Origin of the sequence: Rathayibacter sp. KR2-224 (assembly GCF_049446075.1) — a bacterium.
Classification (GTDB): domain Bacteria; phylum Actinomycetota; class Actinomycetes; order Actinomycetales; family Microbacteriaceae; genus Humibacter.
The window spans coordinates 1,296,121-1,313,534 of the sequence record NZ_JBMSEB010000001.1; the positions used below are offsets into that span (position 1 = coordinate 1,296,121).

Consider the following 17,414-nt stretch of genomic DNA (forward strand, 5'->3'; position numbering starts at 1 on the left):
GCGGTGCTCAGCCGAGCAGGGGCCGCTGCTTCGTGCGTTGTTCGGTGTACTCGTCGTAGGCCCGCCGTGTGCTGTCGAGCTCAGACACCTGCGCGACGGGCACGTCCCACCACCCACCACCGTCCGGCGCGTACGCGAAGGGGTCGGAGTGGATGTGGATGAGCGTGGATGCCTCGCGCGCCTTCGCGGCGACGACCGCGTCGTGCAGGCGGGCCACCGCGTCGGCGCCCGGCTCGATCTCGACGACGTCGATACCGTAGCTGCGCGCGTTCGCGGCGAGGTCGACGGCGTCGAGCAGACGGCCGGACTCGAAGTTGTGCTCGTCGCGATTCAGGTACCTGTACCGTGTTCCGAACCGCTCGGATCCGACCGTCTCGGAGAGGTGCCCGATCGATGCGTAGCCCTCGTTCTGGATGAGCACCACGATGATCTTGATGCCCTCTGCGACGGCGGTGGCGAGTTCGGTGTGCAGCATCAGGTACGAGCCGTCGCCCACCATGACGATGACGTCCCGCTCGTCGCCGAGAGCCTCGAGCCCGCGTTTCACGCCCATGCCGCCGGCGATCTCGTAGCCCATCGTGGAGAACGCGTATTCCACGTGGTAGCCGAGCGGATCGCGCACGCGCCACAGCTTGTGCAGGTCTCCCGGCAGCGACCCGGCCGCCTGCACCACGACATCCTCCGGTGCGCTCGCGGACTGCACAGCCCCGATGATCTGCGCCTGGCCGGGCAACTCGGCGTCGCCCGCCTCGAACGCGGAGTCCACGACGGCATCCCACGCCCGCTTCTCGCGGTCGATCGCCTCGGTGTATGCGGGGTCGACCAGGTAGCACTCGAGCGCCGGCAGCAACGCGGCCAGCGTCTCGCGGGCATCCGCAATGACCGGCAGCTGCGTTCCGTGCTTGTAGGCGTCGAACGGGGCGATGTTGATGTTGACGAACGTCACGTCGGGGTTCTGGAACACCGTGCGGCTGGCCGTCGTGAAGTCGCTGTACCTCGTGCCGATGCCGATCACGACGTCTGCGTCGGCGGCCAGACGGTTGGCGGCCGTCGTTCCGGTGGCACCCACACCCCCCAGGTACTGCGGGTGATCCCAGTTCAACGATCCGCCACCGGCCTGACTCGTTCCGACCGGGATGCCGGTCGCCTCCACGAGCGCGCGCAGTGCGTCCTCGGCGCCTGAGTAGATGACGCCACCGCCCGCGACGATGAACGGATGCTTCGCGCCGCGAATCGCCGCGACCGCGGCATCCAGGGCCCATCGCTCGGGAACGGGACGACGAATGCGCCACTCCCTGTCCCGCAGGAATTCCTCCGGCACATCGAGCGCTTCCGCCTGCACGTCCTCGGGAAGCGCTATCGTCACAGCCCCGGTCTCTGCCGGGTCGGTGAGCACACGCAGTGCGGCCAGCGCGATGGAGTACAGCTGCTCAGGGCGCTGCACCCGGTCGAAGAACCGCGAAAGCGGTCGGAAGGCGTCGGTGACCTGCAGCCCGATGTCGTGCGGATGCTCCAGTTGCTGCAACACGGGATCCGCCACCCTCGTCGCGAACGTGTCGCTGGGCAAGAGCAGCGCGGGCAGCCGGTTGGCCGTGGCGAGCGCTGCTCCGGTGAGCATGTTCGCCGCCCCTGGGCCGACTGACGCGGCCGAGGCGAGGGTCGCGCGCCGGCGGTGCACGCGAGCGAATCCGACCGCCTGGTGCACCATGGCCTGCTCGTTGCGGGCCTGGTGGTACGGCAGCAGCGCCGGCTGCAGCACGTTGTACTGCTTCAGCGCCTGGCCGAGCCCCGCCACGTTGCCGTGCCCGAAGATGCCGAGGATGCCAGGCACGGTGCGCTCGCGCACGTCACCGTCGACTGTCCACTGGTGCCCCAGGAACTCGACGAGCGCCTGTCCTACCGTCATCCGTCGCGTGGTCATCGGGGTGCTCCGTCGCTCTCCCACGTCGTCCTGATCCAGGTCTGCCGCGGGTCGTCGGTGATGAGCCAGGCGCGCTCGTCGCCAGGTCCGGCCATCACATTGAGGTAGTAGAGGTCGTACTCGGGAGGCGCTGCCGCCGGCCCGTGGTATCCGAACGGCACGAGTGCGATGTCTCCGGTGCGCACCATGGCACTGGTATCGATGTCGCCGGCAGGCGAAGAGTATGCGGCGAACGTGCCGAAGGCATCCGCGTCGGCAGGCGCATTCAGACCGCCGGCCGGGGCCGACTCGAAGTAATAGATCTCCTCGAGGCGCGATTCGCGACCAGGCACATCGTCGTCGTGCTTGTGCGCGGGATGCGACGACCAGTTGCCCGCCGGCGTGATCACCTCGCACGCGATGATGGCCGCGGCGTCGAGCGCGCCCGACGTGCCGAAGTTGTGCACCCGCCTGGTGTCCCTGCCTGCGCCGCGCACCTCGACGGGGACGTCGGCCTTCGGGATGTACCTGCTCGGCTTGCGGTCGGTCGTGACGGCTTCGGCGACGGCCACGCGCCCCGTGCCGTGCAGGTGGATCGTCTGGCCGGCACCCACGAACAGCACGTCCGTCGGGCCGTCGAAGACGCTCTCGCGTCCGGCCAGTGCCGTGGTCTCGCCATCGTGCTCCACCTCGAAGCCCCCGGTCAGCGGCACCACGATGCGTTCGACGTCGCCGGCGGGCAACGAGGCGGCCCCGTCGTCGAGATGCGCGATGCGGATGCCGGTGTGTCGCCACCCCTCGATGCCGTCGTCGACCACGGACTCCCACTCACCCCGCGCGAGGACTCCCCTCGGGAAGAACCATTCGTTGCGCACTGTCATAGTGACGCTCTCGCCTTTCGCCTCAGTCGTTCTGCGGGAATCCGAGGTTGATGCCGCGATGCGGGTTGTTCTGGGACGAAGGGTCGAGCCACCGGCTCGTGATGGCCTTCTCCCTCGTGAAGAAGTCGAACCCGTGGGCACCGTATGCCTTGGCGTCGCCGAAGAGCGAGTTCTTCCAGCCTCCGAAGGAGTGGTACGCCACGGGAACCGGGATCGGCACGTTGATGCCGATCATGCCCACCTGCACCTCGCTCTGGAAACGCCGTGCAGCGCCGCCGTCGTTGGTGAAGATGGCCGTGCCGTTTCCGAACTGGCCGGAGTTGATGAGGTCGAGGCCCTCCTGGAACGTCTTCACGCGCACGACCTGCAGCACCGGGCCGAAGATCTCCTCCTGGTAGGCGCGGGATGCGATCGGCATGTCGTCGATGAGAGTCGGGCCGAAGAAGAATCCGTCCTCTGCGCCTTCGACGGTCACCGAGCGGCCGTCGACGACGATCTTGCCGCCGTCTGCCTCTGCGATGTCCACGTACCCGGCCACCTTCTGGCGGTGCTCGCGGGAGATGAGCGGACCGAGGTCGGGTTCGCCGTCGGCGCCTCCCGCACCGTTGCCGATGCGGAGACGGCCGATGCGCTCAGCGATCTTGTCGATCAGCTCGTCGGCCACGTCGCCTACGGCCAGCACGACCGAGACGGCCATGCAGCGCTCGCCCGCCGCGCCATACCCGGCGTTCACCGCCTGGTCCGCGACCAGGTCGAGGTCGGCATCCGGCAGCACAAGCATGTGGTTCTTGGCACCGCCGAGCGCCTGCACGCGCTTGCCGTTCTTCGCGGCCGTCTCGTAGATGTACTGGGCGATCGGCGTCGAGCCGACGAACGAGATGGACTGCACGACGGGGCTCGTGAGCAGTCCGTCGACCGCGAGCTTGTCGCCCTGCAGCACCGTGAACACACCGTCGGGCAGGCCCGCTTCCTTCCAGAGCTCGGCCAGCCAGAGCGATGCCGACGGGTCCTTCTCGCTCGGCTTGAGCACTACCGCGTTGCCCGCCGCGATCGCCACGGGGAAGAACCACATGGGCACCATCGCGGGAAAGTTGAACGGGCTGATGATGCCGACGACGCCGAGCGGCTGCCTGATGGAGTAGACGTCGATGCCCGTCGATGCGCTCTCGCTGAACGCGCCCTTCGTCAGGTGCGGGAACCCGGTGGCGAGTTCGACCACCTCCTGCCCGCGGTTGATCTCGCCGAGCGCGTCGGAGAGCACCTTTCCGTGCTCGGACGTGATGATCTCCGCCAGTTCGTTCTTGCGCGAGTTGAGCAGCTCCCGGAAGGCGAAGAGCACGGCCTGGCGCTTGGCGATCGAGTAGCGGCTCCACACCTCGAATCCACGCTGCGCCGACGCGATCGCCGCGTCGATCTCGGCCTGGTCGGCGAGCGCCACACGTTTCGCCTCGATACCGAGCGCGGGGTTGTAGACGGGGGCCGTTCGGCCGCTTGCCGACGGGTACTCCGCACCGTCGATCCAGTGCGAGACGACGGGCAGGGCCGATCCCGTGCCTGCCAGGGCGGGGGCTTCGGTGGTGTTGGTCATGGTGTTCCCTTCGGAGGCGAACGAGGATGCCTGCTGCGGAGCGGTTGCGCCGTCAGCGGCCGTGGACGAGGGCGGCGGCGATGTCGACGGCCTTGGCCACGTCATCGTCGTGCGGGTAGAGCAGTGTGCGACCGACCACGAGGCCGTGCACGCCCGGGAGTGCGAGAGCCGATTCCCACGCTGCATACGTGGCGTCGGCATCCGCATCGCTGTCCCCGCCGAGAAGCAGCGTGGGAAGCGTGGTCGCTTGCATCACGCGTTCCATCTCGGCGACGACGGGCAGTTTCAGCCACGTGTAGGCGGAGGAGGCGCCGAGGCCGGAGGCGATGGCGACGGAGGTGATGACGGCATCCGTCGACAGATCGTTGACGATGCGGCCGTCGGTCCATTCGCTCATGAACGGCTCCAGCATGATGGGCAGCTTCGCCTGAGCGGATGCCGTCACCGCACGCGCGGTCTGCTCAAGGGTGCGCGCGGTTGCGGCATCCTGCAGGTTGACGCGCACGAGCAGCTTTGCGGCATCCAGTTTTGACCTCGTGATCGAGTCGACGTCGTAACCCGTGTAGCGGTCGTCCATCTCGAAGACCGCCCCGCGCAGGCCCCCTCTGTTCATGGAGCCGACGGCGATCTTGCCGTCGAGGGCGCCGAGCAGTGCGAGGTCCTCGATGATGTCGGGCGTGCCGAGCACGCCGTCGACGCCGGGGCGGGACAGCGCGAGGGCAAGCCGCAGCAGCAGGTCGTAGCGGTTCGCCATGGCGAGCGGGTCGGTGCGCACGCCGAGTGCACCCCGTGCGGGGTGGTCGGCGGCGACGATGAAGAGCCGTCCATCGTCGCGCACGAGCGGTCGCTTGGTGCGGGATGCCAGCGCCCTCCCGATCGACTCGGGGTCGCGCTGCCGCGTTGCCCGCAGCCGGGCGAAGGCGTCGTCGGTGATCGCTGGCGACCGCCGGGCCCCGGCATCGGCGCGGATGACCTCAGGCGCTGACACGGTCGGCCTCCTCGATGAGCTGGTCGACCTCCGCGGTCGAGGGCATGGCGGTCGAGCACTCGCGGCGGCTGGCCACGATCGCACCCGCGACGTTCGCGAATCGGATGACCCGGCGCAGGTCCCAGCCCTGCAGCAGCCCGTAGCAGAGCGCTCCTCCGAAGCCGTCCCCTGCGCCGAGACCGTTGACGACCTGCACGGCGAACGGCGGAACCTCGACCGTCTCGTCCTTCGTCTTGGCGAGCACGCCGCGTGGTCCCTGCTTCACGACCGCGAGTTCCACGCCGCGCTCGAGCAGGGCATCCGCCGCACGGTGCGGGTCGGTCTCCCCCACGGCCACGGCGCACTCCTCGCGATTGCCCACGGCAACGGTCACGTGGTCGAGCGCGCGCTCCACCTCGACGGTCGCCGCCTCGGGCGACGGCCAGAACATCGGCCGGTAGTCGAGGTCGAGCACCGTGAGCGGACGGCGACCACGGGCATCCCAGGCAACGTGGTGGGCGGTTCGGCTCGGCTCCCTGGAAAGCCCCGTCACCGTCGCCCAGAAGATGCGAGAGCCGCTGATGCGATCGAGATCGAGGTCTTTCGCCGTGATCGTGAGGTCTGGCGCGATGGGTTCCCGGTAGAAGTAGAGGGGAAAGTCGTCAGGCGGAAAGATCTCGCAGAAGGTGACGGGCGTGTTCAGGCCGGGCACCGTCTTGACGAACCTGTCGTCGACGCCGAGACGGCGCAGTTCGAGGTGCGCGTAGCGGCCGAACGGGTCTTCTCCCGTGCCGGTGATCACGGCGCTGCGCAGGCCATGCCTGGCGGCCGCGATGGCGACGTTGGTCGCGCTGCCGCCGAGGTACTTGCCGAACGTCTGCACCTCTTCGAGGCCCACGCCGTCTTGCAGCGGGTAGATGTCGACACCTATGCGGCCCATCGTGATGAGGTCGAACGGCCCGCTTGCGGATGCCTGCACCGGCTCCTCGGCGGCGGCTTGCCCAGGCTGCTGCGGCTGGTGCGCCATGCCCGTTTCCGTCATGCCTCGGCCACTCCCTCGTCGACTCGGTGTACGCGGCGCGAGGCGTGGAACGGCCTCCTGCTGCTGCGTGCGATGACCGCCACGCTACCACACTTTGTTCTGTCAAACTAACATGCGGCGTCGCGACCGATCGCAACCCTCGCCGACTCCGTCACCCCACCCGATGGGGTTCCGGCGGCCCTCACGGAGCGGGAAGCGCGGCCACGACATCGATCTCCACCAGAATGTTTGCCAGCTGCGACCCAACCGTCGTGCGCACCGGATAGGGCGCGGTGAAGAACTCCTGATACGCCGAGTTGAACTCGGCGAAGTCCGCCAAGTCCGCAAGGTGCACCGTGGTCTTCACGCAGTCGTCCAGGGTGAGGCCTCGCTCGGCCAGCACGGCACCGACATTGCGCAGCACCTGACGGGTCTGCTCGGCAACCCCGTCTGGCACGGTGCCGGTCGCGGGGTCCTGGGGGCCGAAACCTGCCGTGTAGAAGAATCCGTTCGCCACGACGCCCTGGCTGTACGGCCCGGCCGGTTGCGGCGCACGTGAGGTGTGGACGGCGGACTTCGTCATGGTTGTTTTCCCTTCATCGATGGTCTGTCTGCGGCTGCTCTGTCGTCGGCAGCCGGTCGTTTTCCGCCGAGTGCCAACCGGCGGTCACCCGAGCTCGCGGGAGATGCGCTGGGCCGCCTCCTGCAGCAGCGGCAGCCTTGTTTCGAGCTGGTCGAGGTCGTGCACGACCCGGAGCGCGGTGAGCGAGAGGGCGCCGACCACCCCGGCGGAACTGGTGATGGGTACCGCGACACAGTTGACGACGTCTTCGAACTCGCCGTCGTCGGCCGCCCACCCACGTTGCGCCACCTTCGCGAGTTCGACATCCAGCCTGTCACGTGTGGTGATGGTCCGATCCGTGTAGCGGCGCCAGTCGACCCCGCGGAGCACGTCGTCACGCCGGGTCTCGGGAAGCACCGCGAGGATCGCCTTGCCGAGCGCGCTGCACTGCGGCCGCACGGGCGAACCCACGCGGGAGTACAGGCGCACCCGGCCCGCATCCTCGACCTTGTCCACATAGACGATCTCGTCTTCCACGAGAGCCGCCACGTGCACCGTGTTTCCGACGAACCTGTGCAGCCTCCGCACGGCGGTGTAAGCGGCCTCACGCAGGTCGAGGCTCTCGAGCGACGCCGCACCGAGCACAGCGAGGCGGAAGGCAGGCGCATACGTGCCGTCCTTCCTCCTGCGAGCGAAACCGACCTCTTCGAGTGTCTGCAGCTCCCGGAACATCGTGCTGCGGTGAAGGCCGAACTCCTCGGCAAGCTGGGCGACCGACTTCGGCTGGGCGGCGATCGAGTCGAGGATGCCTGCCGCACGCTTCACGCTCTGAGACATGCCGTCACCCCTTGCCCTCGCGAACCGGTCCGGCCGCACGTCGCAGCCCGCGGCCGGGGCGGGCATCCACCAGTTCCCCACCGGAGAGCACCTGCGTGCCTCCCACGACCACGTCGTCGATGCCGATCGCCTCGCCCAGCGGCTCGTCATAGCTGGCGGTGTCGGCAACCGCGTGCGGATCCACGACGATGAGGTCGGCGACCGCGCCGAGCGAGATGCGGCCACGAGCACCGAGCCCGAACCGTTCCGCCGATGTCCTCGAGAGGTGGCGAACGGCGTCCGCCCACGACCACGTGCCGGTCGCACGAACGTACTCGCGCAGGTAGCGAGCGAAGGTGCCCCTGCCGCGCGGATGAGGATGCGCGCCGATGAAGATGCCGTCGGAGCCGGCGACGTGCCGCGGATGCGAGAAGATCCGGGCGAGCTCGCTCACCGGCCGCGCATGACGTACCGACATGACCGCGTTGACCCGCAAGCCGGATGCCCGCAGCAGGTCGAGCGCGAAATCGATCGGATCCTCCCCCGCCCGCCTTGCGGCCTCCTCGATGGTCAACCCGTGCGCCCAGGCGAAAGACGCGGCATCGATGTGGGCAAGCGTGATCATGGCGGGCCACCCGGGTCCGAGGCTGGGGTTCTGCGTCACCAGCGGGAACCATTCCCGACGAAGCCGATCGCGCTCGGCTTCGTCTTCGAGAGCGCGCACGGCCTCCGCGACGGGGCGGACCGAGAGCTCTGGCGGCAGCAAGGGCATGCCCAGCAGCGTGCACGCCCTGACGTACGGGTAGGCGTCGAATGTGACGTCGACACCGAGGCGCGCCAGAACGTCGAGCTGGCCCAGAACGATGTCCGCGTCGGCATGGAAGTGCGATACGTGCACCGCAAGCTCGGCGCCGGTCCGCTCACGCACCAGTCCGGCGATGCTGGCGATCTCCTGGATGCCCGCCGCTGCGTTCGCCTCATACCCTCCGCGCATATGGCTGACGTAAACGCCGCCAGCTCGAGCGACAGGCTCGCAGAGCGCTGCGATCTCCCCCGTGGATTGAAATGCCCCGGGAACGTAGTCGAGTCCGGTGGAGAGTCCGACCGCTCCCTCCCGCATGCCCTGCTCCACGAGAGCAGACATGGCGATCACCTGGTCGGAATCCGCTTCCTCGCGCGAGCGACCGCACACCAGCTGCCGAACCGTGCCCGCCGGAACGAGATAGGCGGCATTCAGCCGGGATGCGCCGTCCACACTCGCGAGATAGCCCGCGACTCCTCCGCCGCGATACGCCTCATACGGCCCGTTGATGGCGGCGAAGTACTCGCTGGCGTAAGCGCCGTCGCCTGGGGCGTACGACACCCCGTCCTGCCCGGCGATCACGGTCGTGACGCCCTGGCGGAGCAGGGCACGCTGCACCCCGTCATCGGACATCAGGCCGTCTGCGTGGGAGTGCGCGTCGACGAAGCCGGGAAGCACAAGGCGGTCGCCGCAGTCGACGAGGTGGTCGCCGTCTTCCGCTGCCACCTCTCCGAGGGCGACGATGACGCCGCCCGCGACCGCGATATCCGCGCGCCGCAGGTCCTCCTGATCGACGATCGTGCCGCCGCGCAGCACGAGGCGGCCCTCACGCCGGTTCATCTGGTCCTTCCGTTCGCTGCCACACGTTTACGCGTCACTCAGAAGTACGTACGCACCAGTTCGACGACACGATGCGACTCCCACGAGTCGACTACGGGAATCACCCGCCACTTGTCGAAGGCCGTGCACGGGTGCGACAGCCCGAGCTGCACGACGGAGCCCACCGGCAGCGAGCCGCCCGGCACCGCTTCACCCGGTCGCAGATAACTGTGCTGATCGTTCATGGCCGAGATCGCGGAGCCATCAAGGGGCGACCACGATTCCCCCAGCTCGGTCGCCCACCCCCTGGGCACAGGCAACCCTTCATCGAAGGGGAAGTCGCGCTTGCCGCCGTCGAGCAGCGCCAGGCCGGTTTCCGGATGAGAGACCACGCGCGCGATCCCGCGCATGGCGGGCAGGAACCTCGGTCCGTCGGCGCTGGTCCCGGCCTCGTCGAACGGCGAGATCCGCCGGTAGAAGCCGTCGTCGTGCACGATGTACGCGCCCGAGCGCAGCACGAACCTGGTGCGGCCACCGCCACGGCGGGCTGTCGCGTCCACGCCTGCACCCGCAGCCCCGTACACCTCCGCCACCACGTCGAAGTAGGCGCTCCCTCCCGCCGTCACCACGATGTTCCCGTCGTCGTACAGCGCGTGGATGCCCAGATGCAGCTCGACCTGCCGCTCGAGGTAGTCGCGCACGGCACGAAGTCCGGCTTCCGAGCGATCGTGGGCGAGGCTGCCCTCGTATCCCGCCACACCCGCGAGCCGGAGAACGGCCGAGGATGCCACGCGCTCGGCCACTCGCGTCGCCTCGGCCACGCTGCGGGCGCCGGTACGACCGCCCGGTGCGCCGAGTTCGACGCACACGTCCACCGGACGTGGCAGCGCCGCATGGCTCAGCGTCTCTTCCATCGCCTCGATCGTCTGCACAGAGTCCACCCAGCACAGGAAGCGCACGTCGGGATCCGCCAGCTCACGGGCGAGGTACCGCAGCGACCGGTCGTCCACCACCGCGTTCGCGAGCATGATGGAGCGCAGTCCGAAGCTGCGCGCGGTGCGCACCTGCCCCATGGTGGCCAGGGTGATGCCGGCGCATCCGGCGTCCAACTGGCGCTGCCACAAGGCGGGCGCCATCGTGGTCTTGCCGTGCGGCATGAGCTCCAGGCCGCGAGCGTCGCACCAGGCGGCCATGGTGTCGATGTTGTGCCGCATCGCCGCGTCGTCCAGCACGAGCAGCGGCGTCCAGAACTCGGAGAGCCGGGGCTGCGTCGCGAGGAAGTCGGCGGCGGTCATCCCTCCCGCGCGCGCCGGGAGGCCCTTGTCCCGTGCGGTGAGGAGCTCGGACGACGCGGCCGGTGTGGACAGCTTTTCAGTCATCTGTGTCGCTCCGTTCTCGAGCGCGTCCAGGTCGCAACGTCGAGGTAGCTGTGCAAATAGTACAACCGACGTTGCACGATGTGCAGCAGGTGATCACACTGCTGTCATGAGTTCTGCAACGCCCGAGCCTGCCGGTGACGCCCCCGTGCCTCGCCTTCTGACGGTGGGCGAGACGATGGTGATGATCACGCCGGGCAATGGCGAATCGCTGGCCACGGCCGAGGATCTGCGCCTGCACATCGGCGGTGCGGAGTCGAACGTGGCCACGCACGCCGCCGCCCTGGGCCTCAGCAGCGCCTGGGTCAGCGCGGTCGGCGACGACGTGCTCGGCCGCCGCGTGCGGCGTGAGGTGGAACGGCGCGGCGTGGACGTGCAGTGGGTCACCGTCGACCCACACGCTCCCACAGGTGTGTACTTCAAGGATCCGGGCAACGGGGTGCTCTACTACCGCAGCGGGTCCGCGGCGTCGTGCATGGATGCCGCCTCGATCGCATCCGTGCCGTTGGAGAAGGCGGAGGCCGTGCATGTCTCCGGCATCACACCCGCCCTGTCGCCCAGTTGTGCCGAGCTCATGGATGCCGTCTTCGATCGTGTCTCGTCCAGCGACGCGATCTTGAGCTTCGACGTCAATCATCGGGCGCCGCTGTGGAAGTCCGACCCCGCAGCTCCCGCGCTCCTCGCCCTGGCCCAGCGTGCCGACCTCGTCTTCGTCGGACTCGACGAGGCCGAATCGCTCTGGGGATGCCTGACCGCGGCCGAGGTGCGCATGCTGCTTCCCGAGCCGCACCGCCTCGTGATCAAGGACGGCGCCATCGGCGCCACGGAATTCGAGCGCACGGACTTCGAGCGCAGCGGGCACGGCGAAGACCGCGTGACCTTCGTTCCGGCGATCCCGACGCAGGTCGTCGAGCCCGTCGGGGCTGGCGACGCCTTCGCCGCGGGGTACCTTTCGGCCCTTCTGAACGGCGCCGACTCCGCGGCACGCCTCCGCGCCGGTCACGAGCGCGCGCACCTCGTGCTGCTCTCCCCCAGCGACTTCGTTCTCGAAACCCCACGATGAAAGGCCGGTGCGCATCATGACCGACAACTCCGCCTTCGGCGATCTCTTCCACGACGTACCGCTCATGGCCATCCTCCGCGGCATGGGGGTGGAGCGGAGCCTCAGCGTCGCCACGACCGCATGGGACCTCGGCATCGAAGTCGTCGAGGTTCCCGTGCAGACGCCGACCGACGTCGAGGCGCTGCGCGCGGTCGCCGACGCCGCACGCTCGCGCGGGCTTCGCGTCGGTGCAGGCACCGTGGTCACTCCGCAGCACGTGCAGCAGGCCAAGGATGCCGGTGCAGACTTCACGGTGAGCCCCGGCTTCGACGCCGAGATCGTCCGTGCCTCGCACTCGGCGGGGATGCCATCGCTTCCGGGCGTGGCCACGGCGACGGAGGTGCAGCTCGCGTTGAAAGAAGGGCTGACCTGGCTCAAGGCCTTTCCCGCATCCTTGCTCGGCACGTCATGGTTCGGCGCCATGCGCGGTCCCTTCCCGCAGGCCACTTTCGTGGCAACGGGCGGCATGGATGCCTCCACCACACCCTCCTTTCTGTCCGCCGGTGTGCGCGTGGTCGCCGTCGGCTCCGCGCTCGAAGATCCGGAGCAACTGCCTGCCCTCGCCCGCCTGGTGAACGAGCGCTGACACGAAGAACGGGGCCGAGGCTCACGCCCCGGCCCCGGTCTTCGTGTCAGTTCGCGGGGACGCTCGCGGCCGTTCCTGTGCTGGTCGCGCTGGCATCCTGCACACCGGCGAGTCTGTGCAGCCGCTCGCCGTCCTTGCTGATCGACGCCGTGGCCGTAGCGATGGCACCGATCGCGCAGATGACCGCCGAGTACACCACGACGGGCCAGATCTGTCCGTTCGCGGCGGCGACCAGCGCCGTGCAGATGAACGGCGCGAGTCCGCCGCCGAGCGTGTTGGAGAGCTGGTAGCCGATGTTCACGCCCGTGGTGCGTGCCTCCGGGTCGAACATCTCCACGAGCATGGTCTGCAGGGTGCCTTGCATGGCCACACCGGGGATGACGAAGCCCACGACCATGCCGAGCCAGATGAGCCAGAGATTGCTGGTGCCGAAAAGCAGGAACGCGGGCCAGACGAGGAGCGCGAAGCCGATGCATCCCGCGATGTAGACGGTGCGCCGACCGATGCGGTCCGACAGAGCGCCGTATGCGGGCGCCACGAAGATCTGCAGCACGCCGACGATCATCGTTCCGGCGAAGCCCTCCCAGGCCGGGATGTTCTTGGAGTTCACCAGGTAGGCGATGCCGAAGGTGAGCACGACGTAGCCGGCGATGGACTGCGGCAGGCCGATGAGGATGCCAAGGATGGCGTTCTTCGGGTGACGGAACGCCTCGACGAGCGGCCGGTTCTTCACCCCGGCCTGGGTCTGCACAGCGCGTGTCTCGACGAAGTCCGCCGATTCTTCCAGTTTGCGTCGCAGCAATATTGCGATGATCGCGAGCACGAAGCCGAGGAGGAACGGGATGCGCCATCCCCAGGTCATGAACCACGATGCCGGCCCGAGACCCAGACCGGCCATGAGGCCGGCGGAGACGACGTTGGCGACACCGGCGCCTGTGATGAGGAACGCGCCATAGAGCCCGTGCTTGCCTGCGGGAGCGTGTTCGACCACCATGGTCGCCGCTCCACCCATCTCGCCGCCCACGAAGAACCCTTGGCACATGCGGAAGAACAGCAGAAGAATCGGTGCCGCGATGCCGATCGACTTCTCAGGAGGGATCAGGCCGATCGCTGCCGTCGCGATGCCCATGCCGATCACCGTGATCATCAGGGTCGTCTTTCGGCCCATCCGGTCGCCGATGAATCCGAAGACGAGACCGCCGACGGGACGCAGGAAAAAGCCGACGGCGAACGTGGCGAAGGATGCCAGCTGGGCGACCACCTTGTCGTCCTGTGGGAAGAACACGGCCGGGAAGACGGCAGCCGATGCCAGCCCGTACAGGTAGTAGTCGTAGTACTCCATCAGCGTGCCGATGGAGCCGCCCGCGATCATCCGTTTCTGCTTCACGGAGAGACCGCCACCGTTGCGCGCCTGGGACATGAGAGCCTCCTTACTCCAAGCCCGATGTGAGCCGGAAGCCAAAGTAGCGCCGATTGAACACAATGTCTAGCGACCGTACTTTTCGTTCGAATCGTCTAGTGTTGCGGTGAGACGAGAGGGCGCCATGCAGACATCCAGCACATTCGAGAGCGCCGCGGAGGTGCTCCAGACCTTCGGCACGGCTATGCGCGCCATCGCTGCCGCGGGCGGACCCTCCTGCGAGGTGGTGCTGCACAACCTCGACGGATCAGACGTCGACCTCGGCCACACGATCATGGCCATCGAGAACGGCCACGTCACGGGTCGGGCGGTAGGAGGACCATCCACCTCGATCGGCCTGGAGGTGCAGAAGGACCCGCACGGCGACCACGACGCGTTCGGCTACCGCGGTTTCACGAGCGACGGGCGCGAACTGCGGTGTTCGAGCACGTACTTCCGCAATGCGTCCGGTCGCATCATCGCTGCGCTGTGCATCAACGTCGACCTGAGCGCCGTGCAGCAGGCACGGTTCCTGCTCGACGGTCTACTACCCACGATCGAGCCGGCATCCTCCGACCAGCCAGACGAATACTTCGGGCGCGACCTCGTCTCGGTCATGGATGCCATGATCACCGAAGCCATCCGCGAGGTGGGAAGGCCTGTCGGCCAGATGTCGCGCGACGAGAAGATCGCGGTACTTCAGCGCCTGGATGCCCGCGGCGCCACCCAGATGCGTAAGTCGGTCGAGACCATCGCGGTACGCCTCGGCATCTCGCGGGTAACCGCGTACGCCTACCTTGACGAGGCCCGCCGCACGGCCGACGAGAGCGCTTGAGCGGCCGGCTTCTCGAATCCTTGGAGGCTGGGAGCGGCCGACTCGCTGCTTCCCGGGACGACGGAAGCGACCTGGCCGTTCGCACGAGTGCAATCGGTCTCGACGGTGAGGAGTGGGAAACGAGAAGTTAATGCCGGGGCAATGGCAGGGCAACGACGCCGGCAGAGCATTGCATCCAAGCACCTGTCAAATGACAGGTATCGGATGCGCTGCCTGCGGAAGGTCCCCCCATGAGTGCCTACGAACCACCCCGGCTCAGCCCCACCCCATACGCCCAGGAGTTGCGTCGCGGAGTGGGTTCGTTCTCGTCGTTCGCGGCGGGATTCTCGTTCGTGTCGATCCTCACCACGGTCTTCCAGCTCTTCGGCCTGGGATTCGGATTCGGCGGCGCCGCGTTCTTCTGGACCTGGCCGCTGGTGTTCGCCGGCCAGCTTCTGGTCGCCCTCAACTTCGCACAGTTGGCCGCGAGCTGGCCCATCGCTGGCGCGATCTTCCAATGGGCTAGCCGGCTTGCCGGCACCACGTTCGGCTGGTTCACCGGCTGGGTGATGATCATCGCGCAGGTGCTCACCGTCGCCGTGGCCGCCATCGCGGTGCAGGCCGTGCTGCCTGCCATCTGGGACGGCTTCCAGATCGTGGGAGGCCCCGCCGCAGATCCGTCGCTCACCTCGGCCACCGGGGCGCAGAACGCAGTGCTCCTCGGCCTCGTTCTGCTGGCGATCACGACCGTGATCACGATCCTGCACGTACGGATGATGGCGATCGCGACGAGCGTCGGGGTGCTGATCGAGATCCTCGGCGTCATCACGCTCGTCGTCGCGCTGTTCCTCCTTCCGCAGCGCAGCCCCGTCGTCGTCTTCACGACGCAGGGCGCCGCGGCAACCGATCAGCCCTACATCTGGGCGTGGCTGGCGTCGTCGCTCATGGCCGCATACGTTCTCGTCGGCTTCGACTCCGCCGGTGAGCTCGCCGAAGAGACCCACGCACCACGCAAGACGATCTCGAAGACCATCGTGCGTGCGGTCGTCGTCTCCGGCCTCGGCGGGGCGCTCCTGATCGTGGCGGCCCTCGTCGCCGCCCCCAGCCTCACCAACGGCAAGCTGGCATCCGGTGGTATCGCCTGGATCCTCACCGAACGGCTCGGCCCCGTCTTCGGCAGGCTGCTGCTGGTCGCCGTCGTCGTGGCCGTGTTCGCCTGCACCCTCGCGGTGCAGACCTCCGGATCGCGCATGATGTACTCGATGGCGCGCGAGCGTGCCCTGCCGTTCTGGCGAACGCTCTCCGCCGTCTCGCCAAGAACCGGCACGCCGGTCGCGACGAGCATCGTCGTCGGAATCGGAGCCGCTCTCACGCTCGCCCTGAACTTCGGGCAGAGCGCCATCTTCACGGCACTGTCCAGCCTGTGCATCGCGATGCTCTACCTCGCCTATCTGGGCGTGACGGTGCCGCTGCTCGTCGCGCGCATCAGGTTGAGGAAAGAGGGATTCCCCTCGGGAGTCGACGAAGACGGCAAGCCGCTCTTCACGCTCGGCCGCTGGGGCATCCCGCTGAATGCGCTCGCCGTGCTCTACCAGGTGGGCATGGTCGTGAACCTCGCCTGGCCCCGGCCAGAGATCTACGACCTCACAGGCAAGACGTGGTGGCTGCAGTGGAGCGCCGTGTTGTTCATCGGCGCTTCCCTCGCGGTCGGCCTTGCGGTGCACGCCAGGAACAAGGCCCGTGACGGGGCCATCCAGCTGCGCCATCTCCCGATCACCGCGGCCGTGCCGCTAGCCGAGCCGCTCATGGTCGATGGAGTCTCGGGGTCTCCGTCCGGCGCGCCGACCGGCTCGCCTGCCTGAGCACGACCAGCACCAACACCGAGCAGAGAGACCGAGCAGAGAGCAGCACACCCATGCCTTCGATCGTGGACGCCCACCAGACCGATTCCGTGCTCGCCTCTCGAGCGGATGCCCGTTCGCAGGCCGACCGCACGGCCGACTTCCAGCCGTACCGGCCGGCCTCGGCGTCCCCGCACGTGCCGGAAGGGATGGATGCCGGCTCCCTCACGTGGGCCGAGACGGTCGCGCCGGGCGGATACACGCACAAGGTGCTCGCGCGGGGCAGCCGCCTCCGGCTGGACGACCCGACGGGGTTGGCCTGCGCGCACGTGCTGCTCTACAACGCGGTGGAGACCTGGGAGCGATTGAACGTCGCCGATACCGTCAAGATCCCCTGGCAGGCTTACTTGACGACGGGGCATCCGCTGCTCTCCGGAGACGGACGCGTGCTGGCCACGATCTCATCGGACACCTCCGGGCGCCACGATGCGTTCTGCGGCACCACGACGGACGAGTTCGTGCTGCGCAAGTACGGATCGGCCGCGCCATTCGGGCCATCGCCCTCCGGCCGCTCGTTGTTCTCACTCGCCGCCGCGAAACACGGGCTCACGGGGCGCGACCTGCCGCCGAGCGTCTCGTTCTTTCAGGGCGTTCGCGTCGAAACCGACGGATCCCTGACCTTCACCGGATCGGCAGGGCCCGGCACGCACGTGGAACTGGTGGCCGAGCTTCCCCTGCTCGTGCTCATCGCGAACGTGGCGCACCCCCTCGATCCCACCGACGGCTACCGCCTCGGACCACTGCACGTGCACGCCAGGCGAGGCGAGCCGACCGGCCCGCTCGATGAGCGGTTCGCCGCTACGCCCGAGGCGCACAGGGCGTACCTCAACACCATCGACTACGCGGAGGCACGCGGACTGTGACCGGCACGACGACAACG

At 68.2% G+C, this 17,414-nt stretch carries 15 protein-coding genes; 5 read left to right on the plus strand and 10 right to left on the minus strand.

The window, feature by feature from the left end:
- Positions 1 to 7 precede the first annotated feature (7 nt).
- The 9 genes from iolD to ACO2Q7_RS06030 all read right to left on the minus strand — a co-directional run bounded on the left by iolD (position 8) and on the right by ACO2Q7_RS06030 (position 10,735).
- The gene (gene iolD / locus ACO2Q7_RS05990; RefSeq protein ID WP_423354699.1) at positions 8 to 1,921 is read right to left on the minus strand and encodes a 3D-(3,5/4)-trihydroxycyclohexane-1,2-dione acylhydrolase (decyclizing); all 1,914 of its coding nucleotides are present in this window, start codon (positions 1,919 to 1,921) and stop codon (positions 8 to 10) included.
- Positions 1,918 to 2,781 carry a 5-deoxy-glucuronate isomerase gene (gene iolB, locus ACO2Q7_RS05995; protein ID WP_423354700.1) on the minus strand — a complete coding sequence of 288 codons (864 nt, stop codon included), beginning with the start codon at positions 2,779 to 2,781 and terminating at the stop codon, positions 1,918 to 1,920. Before iolB ends, iolD begins: the two co-directional genes overlap by 4 nt.
- 22 nt (positions 2,782 to 2,803) lie before the next feature.
- Entirely contained in the window at positions 2,804 to 4,369 is a 1,566-nt protein-coding gene (locus ACO2Q7_RS06000) for a CoA-acylating methylmalonate-semialdehyde dehydrogenase (RefSeq protein ID WP_423354701.1), read from the minus strand.
- Positions 4,370 to 4,421: 52 nt separating this feature from the next.
- Positions 4,422 to 5,303 carry a Cgl0159 family (beta/alpha)8-fold protein gene (locus ACO2Q7_RS06005; RefSeq protein WP_423355979.1) on the minus strand — a complete coding sequence of 294 codons (882 nt, stop codon included), beginning with the start codon at positions 5,301 to 5,303 and terminating at the stop codon, positions 4,422 to 4,424.
- A 40-nt stretch (positions 5,304 to 5,343) separates the two neighbouring features.
- A complete protein-coding gene (gene iolC, locus ACO2Q7_RS06010; RefSeq protein ID WP_423354702.1) occupies positions 5,344 to 6,378 on the minus strand; it encodes a 5-dehydro-2-deoxygluconokinase in 1,035 nt (344 codons plus the stop codon).
- Between the two features lie 181 nt (positions 6,379 to 6,559).
- A complete protein-coding gene (locus ACO2Q7_RS06015) occupies positions 6,560 to 6,940 on the minus strand; it encodes a RidA family protein (protein ID WP_423354703.1) in 381 nt (126 codons plus the stop codon).
- 84 nt (positions 6,941 to 7,024) lie between these two features.
- Entirely contained in the window at positions 7,025 to 7,756 is a 732-nt protein-coding gene (locus ACO2Q7_RS06020) for an IclR family transcriptional regulator (protein ID WP_423354704.1), read from the minus strand.
- 4 nt (positions 7,757 to 7,760) lie between these two features.
- Positions 7,761 to 9,377, minus strand: a complete 1,617-nt coding sequence (locus ACO2Q7_RS06025; RefSeq protein WP_423354705.1) for an N-acyl-D-amino-acid deacylase family protein — start codon at positions 9,375 to 9,377, stop codon at positions 7,761 to 7,763.
- A gap of 38 nt (positions 9,378 to 9,415) precedes the next feature.
- Entirely contained in the window at positions 9,416 to 10,735 is a 1,320-nt protein-coding gene (locus ACO2Q7_RS06030; protein ID WP_423354706.1) for an amino acid aldolase, read from the minus strand.
- 106 nt (positions 10,736 to 10,841) lie between these two features.
- Here ACO2Q7_RS06030 and ACO2Q7_RS06035 point away from each other — a divergent pair, with 106 nt between their 5' ends.
- Positions 10,842 to 11,795, plus strand: coding sequence for a sugar kinase (locus ACO2Q7_RS06035; protein ID WP_423354707.1), 954 nt, complete (start codon positions 10,842 to 10,844; stop codon positions 11,793 to 11,795).
- Between the two features lie 16 nt (positions 11,796 to 11,811).
- Positions 11,812 to 12,420: a bifunctional 4-hydroxy-2-oxoglutarate aldolase/2-dehydro-3-deoxy-phosphogluconate aldolase gene (locus tag ACO2Q7_RS06040; protein WP_423354708.1), complete on the plus strand. Its 609-nt coding sequence runs from the start codon at positions 11,812 to 11,814 to the stop codon at positions 12,418 to 12,420.
- A gap of 46 nt (positions 12,421 to 12,466) precedes the next feature.
- On the opposite strand, the gene ACO2Q7_RS06045 is transcribed toward ACO2Q7_RS06040, so the two are convergent.
- On the minus strand, positions 12,467 to 13,840 hold the full coding sequence (locus ACO2Q7_RS06045) for an MFS transporter (RefSeq protein ID WP_423354709.1): 1,374 nt from the start codon (positions 13,838 to 13,840) through the stop codon (positions 12,467 to 12,469).
- A 124-nt stretch (positions 13,841 to 13,964) separates the two neighbouring features.
- On the opposite strand from ACO2Q7_RS06045, the gene ACO2Q7_RS06050 reads away from it, so the two are divergent.
- The 3 genes from ACO2Q7_RS06050 (at position 13,965) to ACO2Q7_RS06060 (ending at position 17,397) form a co-directional block, all read left to right on the plus strand.
- Positions 13,965 to 14,654, plus strand: coding sequence for a helix-turn-helix transcriptional regulator (locus ACO2Q7_RS06050; protein ID WP_423354710.1), 690 nt, complete (start codon positions 13,965 to 13,967; stop codon positions 14,652 to 14,654).
- Between the two features lie 230 nt (positions 14,655 to 14,884).
- Entirely contained in the window at positions 14,885 to 16,495 is a 1,611-nt protein-coding gene (locus ACO2Q7_RS06055; protein ID WP_423354711.1) for an APC family permease, read from the plus strand.
- Positions 16,496 to 16,548: 53 nt separating this feature from the next.
- Positions 16,549 to 17,397: an urea amidolyase associated protein UAAP1 gene (locus ACO2Q7_RS06060; protein WP_423354712.1), complete on the plus strand. Its 849-nt coding sequence runs from the start codon at positions 16,549 to 16,551 to the stop codon at positions 17,395 to 17,397.
- Positions 17,398 to 17,414 lie beyond the last annotated feature (17 nt).

What these genes read in the sequence shown, in the direction of transcription:
- iolD (WP_423354699.1), bottom strand. Translation starts at nt 1,921, where the DNA reads ATGACCACGCGACGGATGACGGTAGGACAGGCGCTCGTCGAGTTCCTG.
- iolB (WP_423354700.1), bottom strand. Translation starts at nt 2,781, where the DNA reads ATGACAGTGCGCAACGAATGGTTCTTCCCGAGGGGAGTCCTCGCGCGG.
- ACO2Q7_RS06000 (WP_423354701.1), bottom strand. Translation starts at nt 4,369, where the DNA reads ATGACCAACACCACCGAAGCCCCCGCCCTGGCAGGCACGGGATCGGCC.
- iolC (WP_423354702.1), bottom strand. Translation starts at nt 6,378, where the DNA reads ATGACGGAAACGGGCATGGCGCACCAGCCGCAGCAGCCTGGGCAAGCC.
- ACO2Q7_RS06015 (WP_423354703.1), bottom strand. Translation starts at nt 6,940, where the DNA reads ATGACGAAGTCCGCCGTCCACACCTCACGTGCGCCGCAACCGGCCGGG.
- ACO2Q7_RS06020 (WP_423354704.1), bottom strand. Translation starts at nt 7,756, where the DNA reads ATGTCTCAGAGCGTGAAGCGTGCGGCAGGCATCCTCGACTCGATCGCC.
- ACO2Q7_RS06025 (WP_423354705.1), bottom strand. Translation starts at nt 9,377, where the DNA reads ATGAACCGGCGTGAGGGCCGCCTCGTGCTGCGCGGCGGCACGATCGTC.
- ACO2Q7_RS06030 (WP_423354706.1), bottom strand. Translation starts at nt 10,735, where the DNA reads ATGACTGAAAAGCTGTCCACACCGGCCGCGTCGTCCGAGCTCCTCACC.
- ACO2Q7_RS06035 (WP_423354707.1), top strand. Translation starts at nt 10,842, where the DNA reads ATGAGTTCTGCAACGCCCGAGCCTGCCGGTGACGCCCCCGTGCCTCGC.
- ACO2Q7_RS06040 (WP_423354708.1), top strand. Translation starts at nt 11,812, where the DNA reads ATGACCGACAACTCCGCCTTCGGCGATCTCTTCCACGACGTACCGCTC.
- ACO2Q7_RS06045 (WP_423354709.1), bottom strand. Translation starts at nt 13,840, where the DNA reads ATGTCCCAGGCGCGCAACGGTGGCGGTCTCTCCGTGAAGCAGAAACGG.
- ACO2Q7_RS06050 (WP_423354710.1), top strand. Translation starts at nt 13,965, where the DNA reads ATGCAGACATCCAGCACATTCGAGAGCGCCGCGGAGGTGCTCCAGACC.
- ACO2Q7_RS06055 (WP_423354711.1), top strand. Translation starts at nt 14,885, where the DNA reads ATGAGTGCCTACGAACCACCCCGGCTCAGCCCCACCCCATACGCCCAG.
- ACO2Q7_RS06060 (WP_423354712.1), top strand. Translation starts at nt 16,549, where the DNA reads ATGCCTTCGATCGTGGACGCCCACCAGACCGATTCCGTGCTCGCCTCT.